Origin of the sequence: Streptomyces sp. NPDC051822 (assembly GCF_044452745.1) — a bacterium.
Classification (GTDB): domain Bacteria; phylum Actinomycetota; class Actinomycetes; order Streptomycetales; family Streptomycetaceae; genus Streptomyces.
The window spans coordinates 19,173-36,745 of record NZ_JBITBZ010000003.1 but is presented as its reverse complement, the minus strand read 5'-3'; the positions used below and the strand labels follow the sequence as shown (position 1 = coordinate 36,745).

The following is a 17,573-nucleotide window of genomic DNA, read 5'->3' as shown; positions in this document are numbered from 1 at the left end:
GGCGGTGGGGCGTCGGGCGGGTTCAGTGGACGTGCGCCGCCTTCGCCGTGGCGCTGCCGGAGATCTCCTCGCCCGGCTCCATGGGCGCGGTGACGTCGTCGTCGTCCTTGCCGCGGCCCAGGTGGTTGAAGACCACGTTGAGCAGGACGGCCGCGACGCAGCCGGTGGAGATGCCCGAGTCCAGGATGATCTTCGCGGTCTCGGGGAAGGCGTGGTAGAACTCCGGCGCCGTGATCGGGATGATGCCGACCGCCAGGGAGACGGCCACGATCAGGACGTTGTTGTCCTTCTCCAGGCCTGCCTTGACGAGGGTCTGGATGCCGCTGGCGGCGACCGAGCCGAAGAGGACGACGCCCGCGCCGCCGAGGACCGGCCGGGGGACGACCGAGATGAGCGAGGCGGCGACCGGCGAGAGGCCCATCAGGACCAGGAAGCCGCCGCCGCAGGCGACGACGAAGCGGCTGCGGATCCGGGTCATGGCGACCAGGCCGATGTTCTGCGCGAAGGCGCTGCACATGAAGCCGTTGAAGAGCGGGCTGATCGCGGAGCCGAGGGTGTCGGCGCGCAGTCCGGCCGCGATGGTCTTCTCGTCGGCCGGCCGGTCGACGATCTCGCCGAGCGCCAGCATGTCGGCCGTCGACTCGGTCATGGAGACCAGCATGACCACGCACATGGAGATGATCGCGGCGAGGGCGAACTGCGGGCCGCCGAAGTGGAAGGGCGTCGGGAAGCCGACGATGTCCGCCTCGGTCACCGGGGAGAAGTCGGTGACGCCGAACGGTATGGCGATGAGGGTGCCGATGACGAGGCCGACGAGCACGGCGATCTGCTTGAGGAAACCGCGGGTGAAGCGGCGGAGCAGCAGGACGACGACGAGCGTGATGCCGGCCAGGGTGAGGAAGGTGGTCGAACCGTAGTCCTCGGCCTGGGGATTGGGCCCCTGGGCCCAGCCGAACGCGACCGGGAGGAGGGAGACGCCTATCAGGGTGATCACGGTGCCGGTGACCACCGGCGGGAAGAACCGCACGAGCCGGGAGAACCAGGGGGCGGCGAGGAAGCCGAGAAGGCCGGCGACGATGATCGCGCCGAAGATCACGGGCAGCGCGTCGGCCTTGTCGTCGGTGGTGTCGACGATGGCGAGCATCGGAGCGACGCCGGCGAAGGTGACGCCGTTGACGAACGGCAGGCGGGCGCCGATCTTCCAGATGCCGAGCGTCTGGAGGAAGGTGGCGAGGCCTGCGGTGAAGAGGCTGGCGCCGGTCAGGAAGGTGAGTTCGGTGCCGGAGAGGCCGACGGCCGCTCCGACGATCAGGGGCGGCGCGACGACGCCCGCGTACATGGCGGCCACGTGCTGGAGGCCGCTGGTGAGCATCTTTACTGGGGGCAGCGTCTCGTCGACCGGGTGTGTCTCCCGGTCTTCGGGGGCGGAGCCTGCGTCTGGTGCATTGCGAACCTGGGGCTTGGCGGCCACGGCGGTTCCTCCGGTCGGTTACACGTCGGCGGGGACGCGGGGTTCAGGGAGGTGGTGCGATGCGGTGCGAGGTGCAGGAGGTGCGGCTCGTTGCGGGGGCGGTGCGGGGCGATGCGTGGTGATGCGGTGTGGGGTGCGCGCGTGGGGAGTCGCGACGCGGTGACGGGGCGCCCGGTGGGGGTGCGGGCGGACATCACCGTCCCGGGAGACGCCGTACGTCTTCTGCGTACGGCGCCTCCCGGTCAGGCTGCCGCGGACCCCGCTCGGGTCCGCGGCGACCGACCGAGGGCCGTCCCCCTCGGTCGGACTCCATGGGGAGGGTCAGCCCTGGGCCGTGATGCGGGCCAGGCGCTGCGCCTCCGCGCGTGCGTCGCGCGCGATCTGCTCCTCGTCGGCGAACAGCAGTCGGTTGTTCTCGACGATCTGCCTGCCGTTGACGAAGGAGGCGGTCACCGGGGCCGCCGCGCCGAAGACGACGGCGGTGACCGGGTCGGCGATCGAGGAGTGGCCGAGGCCGTCGATCTTCCAGAGGACGAAGTCGGCGAGCTTGCCGGCTTCGAGGGAGCCGATGTTGTCGGCGCGGCCGAGGACCTGCGCGCCGCCGTAGGTGCCGAGGCGCAGGGCCTGGCGGGCGTTGAGCGCGGCCTCGCGGTGGGCGCCGAGCCGGTTGATGAGGAGGGCGTTGCGCAGCTCGGTGTGGAGCTCGCCGGACTCGTTGGACGCGGTGCCGTCGACACCGAGGCCGACGGGTACGCCCGCCTTGAGCATGTCGGGCACGCGGGCGATGCCGGCGGCGAGGCGCGCGTTGGAGGACGGGCAGTGCGCCACGCCCGTGCCGGTGCGGGCGAAGGCCGCGATGTCGGAGTCGTTCATGTGGACGCAGTGCGCCATCCACACGTCCTCGCCGAGGAAGCCGGTGGACTCGAAGTAGTCCGTCGGGCCCATCCCGAAGAGCTCGTGGCAGAACTTCTCCTCCTCCACGGTCTCCGAGCCGTGGGTGTGCATGCGCACGCCGAGGCGGCGGGCCAGCTCGGCGCCCTGCTTGAGCAGCTGGGTGGAGATGGAGAACGGGGAGCAGGGGGCGACTGCCACCTGGGTCATCGCGTCGAAGGAGGCGTCGTGGAACTTCTTCACCGTCTCCTCGGTCGCGGCGAGCGCGCCCTCGGTCGTCTCGACGGCGAAGTCCGGCGGCAGGAAGCCGTCCTTCTCGCTCATGTCCATCGAGCCGCGGGCGAGGGTGAAGCGGACGCCCATGTCGGAGGCGGCGCCGATGATGGCGCCGGACAGGTCGCCGGAGTTCTTCGGGTAGACGTAGTGATGGTCCATGGCGGTGGTGACACCACCGCGGGCCATCATCGCCAGGGAGCCCTGGGCGGCGACGCGCACCATCGACTCGTCGATCCGCGACCAGGTCGGGTAGAGCGCGACCAGCCAGTTGAACAGGTTGTGGTCGGTCGCCAGACCCCGGGTGATCCACTGGTAGAAGTGGTGGTGGGTGTTGACGAGACCGGGCGTGATCAGGTGACCGGTGGCGTCGATCCGCCGTACCACGTTCTCCAGGCCTTCGGGAGCCTTGCCGGCACCGATGGACTCGATCTTGTTGTCGGCGACGACGAGGTGGCCGGAGGCGTACTCGGTGTCGTTCGCGTCGACCGTGGCGATCGCCGCGTTCTCGATGACGATGCGCTGGGCTGCCGAAGGTGCTGCCATGGCGGTGGTTCCTTCATTCCTCTGGGGTGGTGTGGGCACGGCAGGACCCTAGGAGGATTTGAGTGCCGGGGCCGTGTGACGGCTCCGGGTGCCGAGATGGTGGAAGAACAGGTTGAGCAGGACGGCGACGAGCGCGCCCGCGCTGATGCCGGAGCCGAGCACGGTCTGCGCCCAGGCCGGGAAGCCGGCGTAGAAGGTGGGCGCGGCGAGCGGGATGATGCCCGCTCCGAGCGCGACGGCCACCAGGATGATGTTGGAGCTGTCGTCGAGTCCGGCTTCCGAGAGGGTACGGATGCCGCTGACGGCGATCGAGCCGAAGAGGACGATGCCGGCGCCGCCGAGGACGGGCATCGGGACCATCGAGACGACCGCGCCGAGGACGGGGAAGGCGCCGAGGACGATCAGGGCGCCGCCGGCGGCGGCGACCACGTACCGGGAGCGGACCCGGGTCAGCGACACGACGCCGACGTTCTGGGCGAAGGCCGAGGTCGGGAAGCCGCCGAAGACGGGGCCGAGGAGGGTGGCGATGCCGTCGGTGCGCAGTCCGCGGGTGATGGTCCGTCCGTCGCTGCGCCGCTCGCAGATCTCGCCGAGGGCGAGCATCCCGGCGCTGGACTCGGTCATGAGGACCAGCATGACGATGCAGAGGGAGAGGATCGCGGCGGGCTGGAACTCGGGGGCGCCGAAGGCGAAGGGGGTGGGCAGGGCGGCGACGGGGGCCTCGCGCAGGGCGGTGAAGTCGGCCATCCCGAAGGGGACGGCGGCGAGGGTGCCGATGAAGAGGCCGAGGAGCAGCGCGATCTGCTTGACGAAGCCCTTGCCGAAGCGCTGGAAGAGCAGGATGACGACGAGGGTGAAGCCCGCGAGCGCCAGGTACTTCATGGCGCCGAAGTCTGCGGCGGTCCTGTCGCCGCCCTGGGCCCAGCCGACGGGCACGGGCATCAGGGTGACCCCGATGAGGGTGATGACGACGCCGGTGACGAGCGGCGGGAAGAAGCGCAGGAGCCTGCCGAAGAAGGGTCCTACGGCGAGGCAGAAGACGCCGGCGACCATCACCGCACCGTAGATGGCGGGGAGTCGGTGTCCGGGGGCGCTGGTCTCCGCGATGGCGAGCATCGGCGCGATTCCGGCGGAGGAGGCGGCGTTGACGAACGGGAGCCGGTTGCCGGCGAAGCGTCCGATGCCGAGGGTCTGCAGGAGGGTGGCGCAGCCGGCGATGAGCAGGCCGGCCGCGATGAGCCGGGTCATCCCGGCGGCGTCCAGGCCGACGGCCTGGCCGATGATGAGCGGAGGGGTGACCACGCCGGCGTACATGGCGGCGATGTGCTGGAGCGCCGCGGGGACGAGCCGCGAGGCGGGGAGCTTCTCGTCCACCGGGTGGCACTCTGTCGAGGCCGTGGCAGGGGTGGACGGCGGGGTGGGACACGGGCCTTCGGCGGTTGCCGGCCCCTTTGCGGGCTGTGCCATGGGGGTTCCCTCCGGTCTGGTGCGGGCCCCGCCCGACTGCGGGCGGGCGGGGCCCGGTCACTCAGATGCCGCTTAGAGGTTGGTCATGTCGACCGGGATCTGCGCCGTGGCTCCGTCGCGGAGGACGGTGGCCTCGATGAGGCCGTACATGCGGTCGGCGGCGTAGTAGACCTCGTTGTCGTTCTTCAGGCCGAAGGGCTCGAGGTCGACCAGGAAGTGGTGCTTGTTCGGGAGCGAGAAGCGGACTTCGTCGATCTCCGAGCGGTGGTTGATGATCCGCGAGGCCATCTGGTAGAGCGTCTGCTGGAGGGAGTACGAGTACGTCTCCGAGAAGGCTTCCAGCATGTGCTTGCGGGTCTGCTCGTAGGACCGCTCCCAGTTGGGCATGCGCTGGTCGTCGTCGGTCCAGTTGAAGCGCCACCTGGCGGACACCTGAGTGGCCAGGATGCGGTCGTACGCCTCCTGGAGCGTCGTGTACTTGTCCTTGATGTAGCCCCAGAACTCCGAGTTGGTGGAGTTCATGACGACGAGGTCCTTGAGGCCGGAGATGACCTCCCACTTCTCGCCGTCGTAGGTGACCTGGGTGACGCGGGTCTCCTGGCCCTTGCGGGCGAAGGAGTGGTTGACCTCTTCGGCGCCGATGAACTTGGAGTTGGCGTCCGAGGAGGCGATGCGCTCCCAGGAGTACTCCTCGATCCGGATCCGGGCCTGCTTGATCGGCTCCTGGCTCGTCACGAAGTGGCGGGCGAGGTGGATGCCGAACTGCTCGGCGGACTCGATGCCGTACTCCTTGGCGAACGCGAAGATGGTGTTCTTCGTCGTGTCGGTGGGGAGGCAGTGGGCGTTGGAGCCGGTGAGGTGGACGTCGTCGAGGTCGCCGGAGAGGGCGACGGAGACGTTCAGGTCCTTGATGTGGTGGGTGTCGCCGTCCCGCGTGATCTTGACGACGCGGTTCTCTGCTTTGCCGTACTGGTTCTGGCCGAGAATCGTGGGCATGTCTGCTAGCTCCCTCGGTATACGGAGTAGCCGAACGGGTTGAGCAGCAGCGGTACGTGGTAATGCTCGCCCGGGGTGACGGCGAACGTGATCGCCACCTCCGGGAAGAACGCACCGCTGTCCCTTACGCGGGGGGCGTCCTGCTGCGCCTCGGCTTGCTTCTTGTTCACGAAGTACTGCTCGACCTCGAAGTCGAGACGTACATGGGTGGTGCCCTCCGGCAGCGCCGGGAGGTCCTTGCATCGTCCGTCCGCGTCGGTGGCCGAACCGCCGAGCGTGATCCATTCCGCGTCGGAGCCGCTGCGGGCCGCGAGCGAGATGGCGACGCCCTCGGCGGGGCGGCCGACGCTGGTGTCCAGGATGTGCGTGGACACCGAGGCCGTGGTGTCGGTGCTCATGCGGAACTCTCTTCCTCGGAGGTCTCGGGGGTCTCAGGGGTCTCCACGAGACGGGTCAGCCGGATGCGGTTGATCTTGCCCAGTTCGGTGCGGACGATCTCCCGCTCCTCCTCGGGCGAGTTGCCGATCCGCTTCCGGAGCGCGTCGCGCATCTGCTCGCCGGTCAGGCCGGTGGCGCAGATGAGGAAGACGTGTCCGAACGTGTCCTGGTAGGCCAGGTTGAGTTCGAGCATCTCGGCCTTGAGCTCCGTGGAGGCGCCGGCCATCCCGCTCTGTTCGCGGGAGGAGGTCGGGTCCCCTGCCTTCGGACGACCGATCGGCGGGTGCCCCGCCATCGCCTCGGCCAGGTCCTCGGCGGTCAGCTCGGCCATGGCGGCGTCGCTGGCGAGGAAGAGGGCTTCGGCGGTGGTGTACGGGCGCTGGGCGAGAATCCTGCTCCCCCACGCCGAACTGGAACACACCTCGTGGAGCGCGGCGACGGCCTCGCTGTCCGCCGAGGTGTTGAACCGGGTGAGACCCGGTGTCGTACCTGAAGTCACGGGAAGCCTCCGTGGCTGTTTTTCGCTGTGCGTCGGACGGGCTGCGGATAGCTAACGCCCTCCGCAACACAACGTCAACACTTTGTTGAAAAGTCGGCCACGCAAAAGCCGTCGTCCCGACATACGGACGACGGCTCCTGGTCACACATGATCAACTAGTCGCTCTTGGGGGCCTTTTCCCTGTTCAGGGCGGTCTCCCTGTTGAGGTAGTTGTAGACGGTGAAGCGGCTGACACCCAGTGCACCCGCCACCGTCTCCACTCCATGGCGCACCGAGAAGGCGCCTCGCGCCTCCAGGAGCCGGACGACCTCCTGCTTGGACCTGCGGTCGAGCTCGGCCAGTGGCATCCCGTGCCGCCGTTCCATCGCGGCCAGGATGTGATCGAGGGAGTCCGACAGCTGGGGCAGCCGTACGGCGAGCACGTCCTCCCCCTCCCAGGAGAGGACGACGTCGTCGGCCTCCGCCTGCGCGGGGACCAGCACCTCGGCGCCCATGGCGTCGACCAGCGGCCTCACCGCCGCGACCAAGGGGTGCTCGCTCACTTGCCATCCTCCCCGATCACGTTCACCTGGAGCGAGACGCGGGTGGCGCCGGCCGCGAGCGACTGGCGCAGCAGCGCGTCGACGGCGGTGAGCACCGCGTCGGCGCCGCCTTCCGCCGTGTTGCCGAACGGGCCGACGTCGACCGCGTCCAGTTCGGCGGACTGGATGACCTCTCGGGCCACGACCGCGTGCGCCGGGGCCTCGTCGAGGTCGAACGGCTCGGTCGTGAACTCCACTCTCAAACGCACCATGGGCCCACGCTACGGCCCCACCCGGCCGGAGGGGAGCCCCGGACCTGCGGGGACCTCTTGACAAGCGCGCCACCCACCTTGCAACATTCCGTCAGACAGAAACTTACTTCCGCGATACGGAAGGAGCGCACCCCTCATGGGATTCTCGGACCAGCGCTTCGATGTGAACCTGTCGATCCTCTTCACGGAACTCCCGCTCCTGGAGCGCCCCGCGGCCGCCGCCGCGGCGGGCTTCACGGCGGTCGAGCTGTGGTGGCCCTGGATCGACACCGCCACCCCCGGGCAGAGCGAGCTCGACGCCCTCAGGCAAGCCCTTGAGGACGCCGGCACCCAGCTGGTGGGCCTGAACTTCTACGCCGGGCAGCTCCCGGGCCCCGACCGCGGAGCCCTCTCCGTGCCCGGGGACGAGTCGGACCGCTTCCGCGCCAACATCGAGGTGGCCGCCGACTTCGCCGCCTCGGTCGGCTGCAAGGCGCTCAACGCGCTCTACGGCAACCGCGTCGAGGGCGTCGACCCGCAGATCCAGGACACCCTCGCCCTGGAGAACCTGGTCCTGGCCGCCCGCGCGGCGGACCGGATCGGCGCGATCCTGCTGATCGAGACCCTCAACAAGCCGGAGTCGCCGCTCTACCCGCTGGTGAGCGCCCCCTCCGCCATCGAGGTCGTCGACAAGGTCAACGCGGCCACCGGGCTCGGCAACGCCAAGTTCCTCCTCGACATCTACCACCTGTCGATGAACGGCGAGGACGTCGGCCAGGTCATCGCCGAGTACGCGGCCAAGACCGGCCACGTGCAGATCGCGGACAACCCGGGCCGTGGCGCGCCGGGCACCGGCGACCTGCCCCTGGAGCAGCTCCTCGACGAGCTGAAGAAGGCCGGCTACGACGGCTGGATCGGCCTGGAGTACAAGGCCGCCGACGCCGCCGCGTCCTTCGAGTGGCTCCCGGCCGAGGCCCGCGCGGCCCGCTGACCGGCCGACCCCCTCCCCGTACCACCAGTTTTTCTGAGAGGCACCCTCACCATGAGCAACCTTCCCAAGATCGCGTGGATCGGCCTCGGCATCATGGGCTCCCCCATGTCCGAGAACCTCCTGAAGGCCGGCTACCAGGTCACCGGCTTCACCCTGGAGCAGGACAAGCTGGACCGCCTCGCGAAGGCCGGTGGCACCGCCGCCCCGTCGATCGCCGAGGCCGTGAAGGACGCCGACGTCATCGTCACGATGGTGCCCGCGTCCCCCCAGGTCGAGGCCATCGCCTACGGCGAGAACGGCATCCTGGAGAACGCGAAGTCCGGCGCGCTGATCGTCGACATGTCGTCGATCACCCCGCAGACCTCGGTCGACCTCGCCAAGAACGCCAAGGAGAAGGGCATCCGCGTCATCGACGCGCCCGTCTCCGGCGGCGAGGCCGGCGCCATCGAGGCCGTGCTCTCGATCATGGTCGGTGGCGAGCAGGCCGACTTCGACGAGGCCCTGCCGATCCTGGAGGCCCTCGGCAAGACCATCGTGCTCTGCGGCCCGCACGGCTCCGGCCAGACGGTGAAGGCGGCCAACCAGCTGATCGTCGCGGTCAACATCCAGGCGTGCGCCGAGGCCGTGGTCTTCCTGGAGAAGTCCGGCGTGAACCTCCAGGCCGCCCTGGACGTCCTCAACGGCGGCCTGGCCGGCTCGACGGTCCTGACCCGCAAGAAGGACAACTTCCTGAACCGCGACTTCAAGCCCGGTTTCCGGATCGACCTGCACCACAAGGACATGGGCATCGTCACCGACGCCGCCCGCAACGTCGGTGCGGCCCTCCCGGTCGGCGCGGTCGTCGCCCAGCTCGTCGCCTCACTGCGCGCGCAGGGTGACGGCGGCCTGGACCACTCGGCCCTGCTGCGCGCCGTCGAGCGCCTCTCCGGCCAGCAGGTCTGACCCAGCGCCCCTTCACCGGGGCCCCCTGATTTCCGGTCGGCGGCGGCGCTGACACCTGTCCTGTCGCGCCCAGGCGTCGCCGCCGACCGGAACACCACACTTCCTTTTCAACAAACTGTTGACGTTACGTTCGAGCCGAATTTACGCTCCTCGCACCTCAGCAGAGTTCCCGTACGGAAGGTCACGATGTCGAAGCGCGTGCTTACGACCGAGTCCGGCGCCCCCGTCGCCGACAACCAGAACTCCGCCACCGCCGGCGTCGGTGGCCCTCTCCTCCTCCAGGACCAGCACCTGCTGGAGAAGCTCGCGCGCTTCAACCGTGAGCGGATCCCGGAGCGCGTGGTGCACGCCCGCGGCTCCGGCGCGTACGGCTACTTCGAGGTGACCGACGACGTCACCGGCTACACCAGGGCGAACTTCCTCGGTGAGGTCGGCAAGAAGACCGAGACCTTCATCCGCTTCTCCACCGTGGCCGACTCGCTCGGCGGCGCGGACGCGGTCCGCGACCCCCGCGGCTTCGCCCTGAAGTTCTACACCGAAGAGGGCAACTACGACCTCGTCGGCAACAACACCCCGGTGTTCTTCATCAAGGACCCGATCAAGTTCCCCGACTTCATCCACTCGCAGAAGCGCGACCCCTTCACGGGCAAGCAGGAGCCGGACAACGTCTGGGACTTCTGGGCGCACGCCCCCGAGGCCACCCACCAGATCACCTGGCTCATGGGCGACCGCGGCATCCCGGCCTCGTACCGTCACATGAACGGCTACGGCTCGCACACCTACCAGTGGACCAACGACGCGGGCGAGGCCTTCTTCGTCAAGTACCACTTCAAGACGAACCAGGGCATCCGCTCCCTCTCCGCCGACCAGGCCGCCGAGCTCGTCGGCAAGGACGCCAACTCGCACCAGACCGACCTGCTCCAGGCGATCGAGCGCGGCGTGAACCCCTCCTGGACCCTCTACGTCCAGGTCATGCCGGCCGCCGAGGCCGTGGACTACCGCTTCAACCCGTTCGACCTCACCAAGGTGTGGCCGCACGCGGACTACCCGCTGCAGCGCGTGGGCCGGCTGGTCCTCGACCGCAACCCGGACAACGTCTTCGCCGAGGTCGAGCAGGCCGCGTTCTCCCCGAACAACTTCGTCCCCGGCATCGGCCCCTCGCCGGACAAGATGCTCCAGGGCCGGCTCTTCGCCTACGCGGACGCCCACCGCTACCGCCTCGGTGTGAACCACACCCTGCTGCCGGTGAACGCCCCCAAGGCGACCGTCGCGCAGAACTACGGCCGGGACGGCCTCATGGCCACCCGCAACGGTTCGCGCCACGACAAGAACTACGAGCCCAACTCGTACCAGGGCCCGGCCCAGACAGACGCCGCGCTCTCCGCGCCGCTCGCGATCCACGGCTGGACCGGCACCCACGAGGCGCCGCAGCACACCAAGGACGACGACTTCTTCCAGGCCGGTGAGCTCTACCGCCTGATGTCCGAGGACGAGAAGGGCCGTCTGATCGCCAACATCGCCGGCGGTCTGTCCCAGGTGTCCCGCGAGGACGTCATCGAGAAGAACCTCGCGCACTTCGCCGCCGCCGACGCGGACTACGGCAAGCGCGTGGCGGAGGCGGTCCGCGCCCTGCGCGAGGACTGACCGCACAGCGACACCAAGACTGCGTACGGCACCTGACGGGAGGTCAGTGCCGTACGTGGTCCGGATCGCCGACCCGGATGAGGGGTGGCCGGCGAACCGGACAAGCGTGAGGACCGCGGCGGTGCCGAGCCAGTGCGGTGGTAAGGACGCCGGGCCCCCCTTCTTGACCTGAAAGAAGGGACGGCCGGTGCGCCCGTCGACACCGCCGCGGTCCCAACGCCCCCCTCAAGGGGACCTTGAGACTCCTCCCGTACACCCCGAAGACTCCGCCCGGCGGCGCGAACGTCCTGTCGCGCCAGCCTCGTGCCGTCGGGCGGTCATCAGACGAGAGCGCGGAACCAGGTTTACGGTCCCTGGTTCCGCGCTCTTCTGCGTGCGCCCCGACCGTGCGGACCCGCAGCGCATCGTTTCTGCGGTGAATGTCCGCACCCGCTCGGAGGAGCGCACCGCGATTCCGGTTCCATGCGCCCCTCGGACGGCGCTATCCACTGGGACATGATCAAGAACCTGATGCGCGGTCTCGCGCCGCTCGCCCTGATCCTGTCCCCGCTCGCCGTCCCCTCCCACGCCCTCTCCGCCAACGTCGTCCTCTTCCCCGACGCGCTCGCCGAGCTCCCCGAGGCCTCGGAGGACCCGGCCGGCTACAAGGAGACGGCGTTCGCCCACTGGAACAAGGGCCTCGACCCGGCGGACGGCTGCGACACCCGCGCGGAGGTGCTCGTCGCCGAGGCCGTCGACGCCCCGAGGACCGGCAAGGACTGCACCCTCTCGGGAGGCTCCTGGACCTCGTACTACGACGGCCAGAACGTCACGGATCCCGCCACCCTCGTCGTCGACCACCTCGTCCCGCTCGCCGAGGCCTGGGAGTCGGGGGCGTCCGGCTGGACGGCCGCGCGCCGCGAGAAGTTCGCCAACGACCAGGGGGCGGCCGCGACCCTCGTCGCCGTCACCGCCCGCAGCCAGCGGGACAAGGCCGGGCGCGACCCCGCCGAGTGGGTGCCCGCGGAGAACGCCCGGTACTGCCGTTACGTCGGCGAGTGGGTCGGCACCAAGCTGCGCTGGGGCCTGTCGGTCGACAAGGACGAGATGGAGGCGCTCAAGCTGTTCGCCGACGGACCGTGCGAGGAGACGGTCGTGCACCGCTCGACGGCGCCTCGCTAGAGGGCGCCCCGCCGGCCCTCCGGTCGGCCCGCGCGAGTGCCAGGGTCACCGTGAGCGAGGCGAGGGCGAGCAGCACCATGCCCGTGCGCGGTGACGTGTACTGGGCGAGGGTGCCGGCCACCGCCGCGCTCACCCCCTGGAGGGCCAGCATGCCCGAGCTGTGCAGCCCGAGGGCGTGACCGCTCAGCTCCTCCGGCACCAGGGTCATCAGCCGCTCCTGGTGCAGGAGGCTCGCCCCGTAGCCGACGGCCGAGACCGTCACGGCGACGAGCGCGAGCGGCAGCGCGGGGTCCAGGGCGAACACCAGGAACGGGGCCGCGAGCAGCGCCTGCAGCGGGAAGCGGATCCGGCCGCGCAGCCGCGCCGGCAGGAAACGGCCGATGACGGTGTCCCCTGCGAGCATGCCGAGCGCGCCGCAGGCGAAGAGGAGCCCGGCGCGCTCGGGGTCGTACGGCACGAAGAGCGACTCGCAGCCCACGACGAGGCCGTTGGGTACCCACAGTGCCAGGTAGCAGCGGCGGCGCGCGGGCGAGGACCACAGCCGCCGGTTGGTGCGCCAGGTCTCGGCGACCGAGGCGCGGCCCTTGGCGCGCGGGGGGCGCGCGCCGAGGCCGACGCGGGCGAGGAGCGCCGCGGCGAGGTAGAGCCCGGCGCCCACGAGGACCGCGCCGCGCGGTGAGAGCAGGGCGATCAGGACGCCGCCGGTGGCGAAGCCGCCGATCTGGAAGGCGCCGACGGACATGTTCATCACCGAACGGCCCAGGAGGTAGTTCTCGCGGGGGAGGATCTCGTTGAGGAGCCCGTAGCGCACTCCGCCGCCCAGCGAGGCCACGAGTCCCTCGGCGAACAGGATCACGAAGACCGCCCAGGTCGGCAGCGCGGGGATCGCCAGGACCGCGGTCGCCAGGGCGAAGAAGAGCCCCATCCCCGCGATGGTGGCGCGCGGCGGCAGCCGGTCGGCGGCCGAGAGCAGGGTGGTCGCGCCGAGCAGTTGGGCGAGGGAGGGGCCGAACATCGCGAGGGCGGAGAGCAACGGGGAACCGGTCGTGCGGAAGACGAGGGTGGCGAAACCGAGCCCGGCGACCGTCTGGGCGGCGCAGTGGGCGGAGCCGGTGAGGAAGAGCGGGGTGAACTCGGGCGTGCGGAACAGGTCGCGGTAGCGGGGCATGCCGGGGAGTCTCCGGTGCGGCTCGAACGCGCCGGTATTGTTTCGCCGAGGTGCGAAACAACGGGGGTCGGTGTCATGGGCTGGTGGCAGATCGGCACGGACTCCCTGGCCGGGAGCAGGTTCGTCGTCTCGCCGCTCGCCGAGACCGTCGCGGCGCTCAAGACCCTCCACGTGACGGCCGCCGCGCACCCGGGCGAGCGGGCCTGGCTGGCCGCGCACCTGTCCGCGTACCGGGAGCGCCTCGCCGCGGAACCGCTCGACGCGCTGCTCGTACGGGCGGCCCTCGGGCCCACCTGGAACGCCGGCTTCCTGACGCCGACACCGCTGGGCGAGCGCGAGCAGTCCTTCGAGGAGGAGGTCGTGGCGGTCAGGGAGGCCGAACCGGCCGACGTCCTGCCGGAGCTGGAGACGGCGATCGGCGGGCCCGTACCCGAGCCGCTGCGGTCGGCGCGGGACCTGCCGCACCGCATGGCGGGCGTCCTGGAGTGGGTGTGGCACGAGACGGTGCTGCCCGACTGGCCGCGCCGGCGCCGGGTCCTGGAGGCGGATGTGGTGGCACGGACCGCACGGCTCGCCAGGGACGGCTGGGCGGCCGCGCTCGACGAGCTCAACCCGGGCAGGATGCGCTGGCTGGGCGACGGGCGGCTCCAGGTCAACCCGCGCGCGTACCCGCCGCGACGGGTCGACGGCGGCCGGCTGCTCTTCGTGCCCGTGACGCCGAACCAGGGCTGGGTCTCCTGGGAGGGCTCCGAGCGGTACGCCGTCGTGTACGCGTGCGCCGGCGCCCTCGCGGACGCGGCGGGTCCCGTGGTGCCCGAGGCGCTCGGCGCGCTGCTCGGCGGGGCCCGCGCGGGAGTCCTCGTACGGCTCGGATCCCCCAAGTCCACGAGCCAGTTGGTGGCCCTGACCGGCCAGGGCCTCGGCTCGGTGGGCCGGCATCTGAAGGTGCTGCTCGACGCCGGGCTCGTACGGAGGGGCCGGGCGGGGCGGTCGGTCCTGTACGAGTGGACGGAGGCGGGCGCGGTGCTCGTACGGGCCCAGGGGACGGGTACGCCCTGACCGCGAAACGGCCCCCGTCCCGGTGCTCAGCGGGACGGGGGCCGTGTCAGGACTCCCGGATCAGATCCGGATACCTGGATCAGACCTGCAGGGCCTTGATCGCGGTCGGCGCGTGGCCGGGCTCGGTCGCGAGCTCCTCGAACTCGGTGACGTCGCTCATGTCGACCGTCTTGCTCATCGCGATGTTGGTGATGCGCTCCAGGATGGCCTCGACGACGACCGGGACCTGGTGCTCGACGGCCAGCTTCTTGGCCTCTTCGAGCGCCTCGCCCAGCTTGTCCGGGTCGGTGACGCGGATGGCCTTGACGCCGAGGCCCTCGGCGACCTTGACGTGGTCGACGCCGTAGACGCCGATCTCCGGGGTGTTGATGTTCTCGAATTCGAGGTTGACCTCGAAGTTGATGCCCAGACCGCCCTGCGCCTGACGGATCAGACCCAGGTAGGCGTTGTTCACGAGGACGTGGACGTAGGGGACCTTGTGCTGGGCGGCGACCGCCAGCTCCTCGATCATGAACTGGAAGTCGTAGTCGCCGGAGAGCGCGACGACCGGGGTCTCCGGGTCGGCGGTGGCGACGCCGATCGCGGCCGGGATCGTCCAGCCGAGCGGGCCGGCCTGGCCGCAGTTGATCCAGTGGCGCGGCTTGTAGACGTGCAGGAACTGCGCGGCGGCGATCTGCGAGAGGCCGATGGTGGTGACGTAGCGCGTGTCCGGGCCGAAGGCCTTGTTCATCTCCTCGTAGACGCGCTGCGGCTTGATCGGGACGTTGTCGAAGTGCGTACGGCGCTGGAGGGTGGCCTTGCGCTCCTGCGCGGAGGCGGCCCAGGTGGAGAAGTCGGGCAGCGTGCCGGCGGCCTTCAGCTCCTTGGCGATCTCGATGAAGAGCTCGAGGGCGGCCTTGGCGTCGGAGGCGATGCCGTAGTCCGGGGCGAAGATCTTGCCGAGCTGGGTCGGCTCGATGTCGACGTGGACGAACTTCCGGCCCTTGGTGTAGGCGTCCAGGTTGTAACCGGTGTGGCGGTTGGCCCAGCGGTTGCCGATGCCGAGGACGAAGTCCGACTCCAGGAAGGTCGCGTTGCCGTAGCGGTGCGCGGTCTGGACGCCGACCATGCCGGCGGCCAGCTCGTGGTCGTCCGGGATGGTGCCCCAGCCCATGAGGGTGGAGATGACCGGGATGCCGGTCAGTTCGGCGAACTCGACGAGGAGGTCGGTGGCGTCGGCGTTGATGATGCCGCCGCCGGCGACGATCAGCGGGCGCTCGGACTCCAGGAGGAAGCTCAGCGCCTTGGCCGCCTGCGCGCGGGTGGCGCGCGGCTGGTAGACCGGCAGCGGCTCGTAGGTCTCCGGGTCGAACTCGATCTCGGTCAGCTGGACGTCGATCGGCAGGTCGATGAGGACCGGGCCGGGGCGGCCGGAGCGCATCAGGTGGAAGGCCTGCTGGAACACGCCGGGGACCTGAGCGGCCTCCAGGACGGTGGTGGCGGCCTTCGTGACCGGCTTGGCGATCGAGGCGATGTCGACGGCCTGGAAGTCCTCCTTGTGGAGCTTCGAGACCGGAGCCTGACCGGTGATGCAGAGGATCGGGATGGAGTCGGCGATCGCCGAGTACAGGCCGGTGATCATGTCGGTGCCGGCCGGTCCCGACGTACCGATGCAGACACCGATGTTGCCGGCCTTGGCACGGGTGTAGCCCTCGGCCATGTGGGACGCGCCCTCGACGTGGCGGGCGAGCGTGTGGTTGACGCCGCCCACGTTCTTGAGCTCGCGGTAGAAGGGGTTGATCGCCGCGCCGGGGACGCCGAACGCCTGGGTGACGCCTTCGCGCTTGAGGATCTCAACGGCCGCTGCGGCGGCGGTCATACGAGGCATGGGAGTGCTCCTGCTTCGGCCGGGCGGATCCCAGCCCACCGGTCGGCTGCGAGAGCCCGGTACGACTGTTCTCCGCTTGTTTCCGTAATGCGGAAATACTGTTCTGCTATACGGAAGCAATGTAGGTCGGGCTCCGGAGAGCCGTCAAGAGAAGTCCGCCCGCCGGGACGGAGGAAGTGGCCGAAGTGCCTCCCCCGGAGGGGCGGATGGGTGGACGATGGGGCGGTCGGAACGACAGGGGGTTGACCGTGGGCGAGTCGGTACCGGTGCGCTGTCCTGAATGCCTGCACACGCAGGCCTACGCGGCGCCCGTCTTCCCCTGCGCGTGCGGAAGCCCGGTGGCGCCGCCCGTGACGGCCGGTGCGACGGCGGAACGGATCACGCACCGGAACTGGACGGACGCGTGGGTCACCGTCCGCTGCGGCGCCTGCGGCCGGGAGGACGACTGGCCCCACCCGGAGCTGGGCTGCTCGTGCGGGACGGTCCTGCGGGTACCGGTCCGGCCGGTTCGACCCGTGCGGCCGGGGGCCTCCGGAGGGGCGGACGAGGCGCCAGTGGACGGCTCGGGCATCGGAGCGGTCGGGGACGTCGCGGACGTCGGCGGGCCGGTTTCGACCGGGTCCGCCGCGGGCGGGCCCCCGGTGCCCCGGGCGGTCGAGCGCGGCTCGGAGTGGTTCGGCGCCGGGCCGGCGCCCAGCACCGGTACCACCGGGACCGGCACCGGCACAGGTGGGTCGGAGCCCCAGGATCCGCCGCGCGCGACCGCGTCCCCGACTCCGCCGGCGCCACACGGACCCCATGGGTCCCCCGGGCCCCACGCGCCCCTCACGCCCCCGCGACCGCGTCCGTTCGCCGAGCGCTATCCCGTGCACATACCCCTGCCGCCCACCGGACCCCGCCCCGCTCCGGTCCGGGGCGCCTTCCAGCCCCTGACGATCAGGACCGCGCGGGACGCGGTCGCCGCTGCCGCCGGGTACCTGCGGTGGCTCGGGTTCCGGGACGTCGTCCAGCCGGAGGAGCGTCCCGCGTCCGGTGTGGACCTGCGGGCCCCGGGGCTCGTCGCGCAGGTCGACCCGAGCACCCGGCCCACCGGGCTCAGGGCCGTCGAGTGCCTGTGGCTCAACGGACTCGGCGCATCCGCCGTGAGCGTGTGCTTCTCGCTGGCCGGCTACACACCGGAGGCCCGGTCACGGGCCGCCGAGATCGGTCTCCCGCTCTTCGTCCTGGACCTGACGGGCACCCCGCAGCCGGTGAACGACGCCGCCGAAGGCCTGGCCACGGGCGCCTGAGCCCCGAGGGGCCCGGAACCCCAGGACCTCGACATCCGAAATCGGCCATTCACGCGTGACGATCACGGTCTTCCGGGCACAACACCCTCGGGGGGTGGG

Annotated in this window: 16 protein-coding genes; 6 read left to right on the top strand and 10 right to left on the bottom strand. The window is 70.6% G+C overall.

The features are described from left to right. Window positions 1–22 precede the first annotated feature (22 nt). From ACIA8N_RS10630 to ACIA8N_RS10595, 8 genes are all read right to left on the bottom strand, one after another. A complete protein-coding gene (locus tag ACIA8N_RS10630; protein ID WP_030222405.1) occupies window positions 23–1,471 on the bottom strand; it encodes a nucleobase:cation symporter-2 family protein in 1,449 nt (482 codons plus the stop codon). Between the two features lie 321 nt (window positions 1,472–1,792). Next, window positions 1,793–3,181, bottom strand: coding sequence for an 8-oxoguanine deaminase (locus ACIA8N_RS10625; RefSeq protein ID WP_365779852.1), 1,389 nt, complete (start codon window positions 3,179–3,181; stop codon window positions 1,793–1,795). A 48-nt stretch (window positions 3,182–3,229) separates the two neighbouring features. After that, on the bottom strand, window positions 3,230–4,648 hold the full coding sequence (locus tag ACIA8N_RS10620; protein WP_365779850.1) for a nucleobase:cation symporter-2 family protein: 1,419 nt from the start codon (window positions 4,646–4,648) through the stop codon (window positions 3,230–3,232). 72 nt (window positions 4,649–4,720) lie between these two features. Then, window positions 4,721–5,644 (bottom strand): factor-independent urate hydroxylase, encoded by a 924-nt coding sequence (gene pucL / locus ACIA8N_RS10615; RefSeq protein WP_365779848.1) that lies wholly within the window; start codon window positions 5,642–5,644, stop codon window positions 4,721–4,723. Between the two features lie 5 nt (window positions 5,645–5,649). Continuing rightward, window positions 5,650–6,042 carry a hydroxyisourate hydrolase gene (gene uraH, locus ACIA8N_RS10610; protein ID WP_365779846.1) on the bottom strand — a complete coding sequence of 131 codons (393 nt, stop codon included), beginning with the start codon at window positions 6,040–6,042 and terminating at the stop codon, window positions 5,650–5,652. Then, window positions 6,039–6,581, bottom strand: a complete 543-nt coding sequence (gene uraD / locus ACIA8N_RS10605) for a 2-oxo-4-hydroxy-4-carboxy-5-ureidoimidazoline decarboxylase (protein WP_365779844.1) — start codon at window positions 6,579–6,581, stop codon at window positions 6,039–6,041. The genes uraH and uraD overlap by 4 nt, the downstream gene beginning before the upstream one ends. Before the next feature lie 155 nt (window positions 6,582–6,736). Then, on the bottom strand, window positions 6,737–7,075 hold the full coding sequence (locus ACIA8N_RS10600) for a helix-turn-helix domain-containing protein (RefSeq protein WP_365780130.1): 339 nt from the start codon (window positions 7,073–7,075) through the stop codon (window positions 6,737–6,739). Between the two features lie 44 nt (window positions 7,076–7,119). Then, on the bottom strand, window positions 7,120–7,371 hold the full coding sequence (locus ACIA8N_RS10595; RefSeq protein ID WP_078946193.1) for a hypothetical protein: 252 nt from the start codon (window positions 7,369–7,371) through the stop codon (window positions 7,120–7,122). 139 nt (window positions 7,372–7,510) lie between these two features. Here ACIA8N_RS10595 and ACIA8N_RS10590 point away from each other — a divergent pair, with 139 nt between their 5' ends. The 4 genes from ACIA8N_RS10590 (at window position 7,511) to ACIA8N_RS10575 (ending at window position 12,091) form a co-directional block, all read left to right on the top strand. After that, window positions 7,511–8,344: a TIM barrel protein gene (locus ACIA8N_RS10590; protein WP_365779842.1), complete on the top strand. Its 834-nt coding sequence runs from the start codon at window positions 7,511–7,513 to the stop codon at window positions 8,342–8,344. A gap of 51 nt (window positions 8,345–8,395) precedes the next feature. After that, window positions 8,396–9,286, top strand: a complete 891-nt coding sequence (locus ACIA8N_RS10585) for a 2-hydroxy-3-oxopropionate reductase (protein ID WP_365779840.1) — start codon at window positions 8,396–8,398, stop codon at window positions 9,284–9,286. A gap of 186 nt (window positions 9,287–9,472) precedes the next feature. Further along, complete coding sequence (locus tag ACIA8N_RS10580) at window positions 9,473–10,930, top strand: catalase (RefSeq protein WP_365779838.1); 1,458 nt, start codon at window positions 9,473–9,475, stop codon at window positions 10,928–10,930. A gap of 495 nt (window positions 10,931–11,425) precedes the next feature. After that, window positions 11,426–12,091 (top strand): HNH endonuclease, encoded by a 666-nt coding sequence (locus ACIA8N_RS10575; RefSeq protein ID WP_365779836.1) that lies wholly within the window; start codon window positions 11,426–11,428, stop codon window positions 12,089–12,091. Here the strand turns inward: ACIA8N_RS10575 and ACIA8N_RS10570 are convergent. Next, complete coding sequence (locus ACIA8N_RS10570) at window positions 12,027–13,259, bottom strand: MFS transporter (RefSeq protein ID WP_365779834.1); 1,233 nt, start codon at window positions 13,257–13,259, stop codon at window positions 12,027–12,029. The genes ACIA8N_RS10575 and ACIA8N_RS10570 overlap by 65 nt on opposite strands. 75 nt (window positions 13,260–13,334) lie before the next feature. On the opposite strand from ACIA8N_RS10570, the gene ACIA8N_RS10565 reads away from it, so the two are divergent. Next, on the top strand, window positions 13,335–14,318 hold the full coding sequence (locus ACIA8N_RS10565) for a winged helix-turn-helix domain-containing protein (protein ID WP_365779832.1): 984 nt from the start codon (window positions 13,335–13,337) through the stop codon (window positions 14,316–14,318). 79 nt (window positions 14,319–14,397) lie between these two features. On the opposite strand, the gene gcl is transcribed toward ACIA8N_RS10565, so the two are convergent. Next, a complete protein-coding gene (gcl, locus tag ACIA8N_RS10560) occupies window positions 14,398–16,176 on the bottom strand; it encodes a glyoxylate carboligase (RefSeq protein WP_365780129.1) in 1,779 nt (592 codons plus the stop codon). Window positions 16,177–17,051: 875 nt separating this feature from the next. On the opposite strand from gcl, the gene ACIA8N_RS10555 reads away from it, so the two are divergent. After that, on the top strand, window positions 17,052–17,474 hold the full coding sequence (locus tag ACIA8N_RS10555; protein WP_365779830.1) for a hypothetical protein: 423 nt from the start codon (window positions 17,052–17,054) through the stop codon (window positions 17,472–17,474). Window positions 17,475–17,573: the final 99 nt, after the last annotated feature.

What these genes read in the sequence shown, in the direction of transcription:
- ACIA8N_RS10600 (WP_365780130.1), bottom strand. Translation starts at nt 7,075, where the DNA reads ATGGGCGCCGAGGTGCTGGTCCCCGCGCAGGCGGAGGCCGACGACGTC.
- ACIA8N_RS10570 (WP_365779834.1), bottom strand. Translation starts at nt 13,259, where the DNA reads ATGCCCCGCTACCGCGACCTGTTCCGCACGCCCGAGTTCACCCCGCTC.
- uraH (WP_365779846.1), bottom strand. Translation starts at nt 6,042, where the DNA reads ATGAGCACCGACACCACGGCCTCGGTGTCCACGCACATCCTGGACACC.
- pucL (WP_365779848.1), bottom strand. Translation starts at nt 5,644, where the DNA reads ATGCCCACGATTCTCGGCCAGAACCAGTACGGCAAAGCAGAGAACCGC.
- ACIA8N_RS10580 (WP_365779838.1), top strand. Translation starts at nt 9,473, where the DNA reads ATGTCGAAGCGCGTGCTTACGACCGAGTCCGGCGCCCCCGTCGCCGAC.
- ACIA8N_RS10625 (WP_365779852.1), bottom strand. Translation starts at nt 3,181, where the DNA reads ATGGCAGCACCTTCGGCAGCCCAGCGCATCGTCATCGAGAACGCGGCG.
- gcl (WP_365780129.1), bottom strand. Translation starts at nt 16,176, where the DNA reads ATGACCGCCGCCGCAGCGGCCGTTGAGATCCTCAAGCGCGAAGGCGTC.
- ACIA8N_RS10565 (WP_365779832.1), top strand. Translation starts at nt 13,335, where the DNA reads ATGGGCTGGTGGCAGATCGGCACGGACTCCCTGGCCGGGAGCAGGTTC.
- ACIA8N_RS10585 (WP_365779840.1), top strand. Translation starts at nt 8,396, where the DNA reads ATGAGCAACCTTCCCAAGATCGCGTGGATCGGCCTCGGCATCATGGGC.
- ACIA8N_RS10575 (WP_365779836.1), top strand. Translation starts at nt 11,426, where the DNA reads ATGATCAAGAACCTGATGCGCGGTCTCGCGCCGCTCGCCCTGATCCTG.
- ACIA8N_RS10620 (WP_365779850.1), bottom strand. Translation starts at nt 4,648, where the DNA reads ATGGCACAGCCCGCAAAGGGGCCGGCAACCGCCGAAGGCCCGTGTCCC.
- ACIA8N_RS10590 (WP_365779842.1), top strand. Translation starts at nt 7,511, where the DNA reads ATGGGATTCTCGGACCAGCGCTTCGATGTGAACCTGTCGATCCTCTTC.